This is a genomic window from Blautia sp. MSK.20.85, from assembly GCF_013317245.1.
GTDB lineage: Bacteria > Bacillota > Clostridia > Lachnospirales > Lachnospiraceae > Blautia_A.
Genome location: NZ_JAAIUN010000071.1, coordinates 1 through 1,750, shown reverse-complemented (window position 1 = coordinate 1,750; position 1,750 = coordinate 1). Strand labels below are relative to the sequence as shown.

The following is a 1,750-nucleotide window of genomic DNA, read 5'->3' as shown; positions in this document are numbered from 1 at the left end:
TTTTACGGACGGCTACTGACCCCGCTGTCTATTCAACAAGCGGAACGTCTCGTCCGATGGAATTCATCCACATAGTAACGGGTGGATTTATGAGCGGAACGGTTGATCGTCACTCGGTTCCATACCTGGTCCTGCACAATCAGCATCCCGATCTTCTTCAGCTGTTTTCCAAGCTCCTTGATATCAAAACATACGATACGGTTGTTGATGTCCACATTTGTGCGATGATTAAATACATTTAGGGAACCTGTAACGTAAATCTCCAATGAAGTTGCCAGACGCTGTGCTTCCGGCTCTTCCTGTTTCCGCAACAGATTATATAAATCCTCCAGTATCGGCATCTTCTCTGGCACCGGATCAGCGAGATATTCCTGATAGACCAGCCGCACACAACGGTCAATGATCGTCTTTTCTACCGGTTCCAGTCCATTCTTTCCACCGACAATCAGTTCACACAGGGACAGAATAAAATCTGCCTTTAAGGACAGCGGATTATCTTCCTCTGAATAATTCAGGTTCAGATCCATCGGATTGATATACTGGTCTGATACCGGTGAAATCCGGATGACCTGTCCGTGCAGTGCCTGCACCAGTGGATAATACTCGGCTTCTGGATCACAAATAATAATATCGTCCTCCGTAATCAGGAAACAGTTCGTAATTTCTCTTTTTGCTGAGAAGGATTTACCGGAACCAGGTGTACCAAGAATCAGTCCATTCGGGTTCTTCAGACGCTTCCGGTCAACCATAATCATGTTGTTGGATAATGCATTCAATCCATAATAAAGAGCTTCCCCTTCCTGGAACAGTTCCTGTGTCGTAAATGGCACAAAGATCGCTGTTGCCGATGTGGTAAGCCCTCTCTGAATCTCAATTCGATTGACTCCCAGTGGAATACAGGACATCAATGCTGCTTCCTGCTGATAGTCCAGCTGTTTTAAGGAACAGTTGTATTTTTGTGCGATACCCTGTACCTGGAAGATATTGTTATCCAGCTTCTGACGCTTCTTTGCGGTATTCATCACCAACACTGTCACAAGAAACATACGCTCATTTCTGGACTGTAAATCTTCCAGCAGATTCTTTGCTTCTTCCCCGTAGGTCACAAGATCCGATGGAAGCACATCCATGTCATACCCGGAACGTACCGCCCGCTTCTGCTCTTCAATCTTCATCTTATCCAAATCTGAAATCTTGCTCTTGATCATCTTGATCGCAGAACTCTGGTCAATGGACTGGATATGAATATTGACATTGATGCTGTCATCCACATCCAGGAAATCTGCAAGCATCCGGTCTGTAAGCTCCGGTGCCAGGATCTGCAGATAACTCACGCTTCCCATGGTCTTTCCCATCAGAAATGTCTGATTCTTGGAAAAGTTAAAGGAAGTTGGTGCAATAAAGTCTTTGGTCTTTAATCCTGTTTCCGGCAGCATCTTGTACTGGAACTTAAATGGTTCAATCCGATCCTGGTTGAACACATGATACAGAATCTCCAGTCGCTCCAGACCATTTAAGGAATGTGCCTGTGCTCCCAGAACTTTAAAGTTGTTCAGGATATCGGCTTCAATCCTTTCAAGCCTTGGTCTTGCCACCTTCAGGCTTTCTGCTTCGATTCCAAAAGTGATATACTTGGTTTTCACCAGACCATTGTTTCCCTTGGAAAGCTGATTTTTTAACATGGTCCGGTACTCCTCACGAATGGCATTGAAGTCATCGTTCTGATCCGGAATATCAATACTTTTCTCAA

General features: G+C 44.8%; 1 pseudogene. It reads right to left on the bottom strand.

Annotation, left to right across the window (positions count from 1 at the left end):
- Window positions 1-56: 56 nt before the first annotated feature.
- Window positions 57-1,750: pseudogene (locus G5B12_RS16875) on the bottom strand (VirB4-like conjugal transfer ATPase, CD1110 family); the annotation flags it as partial.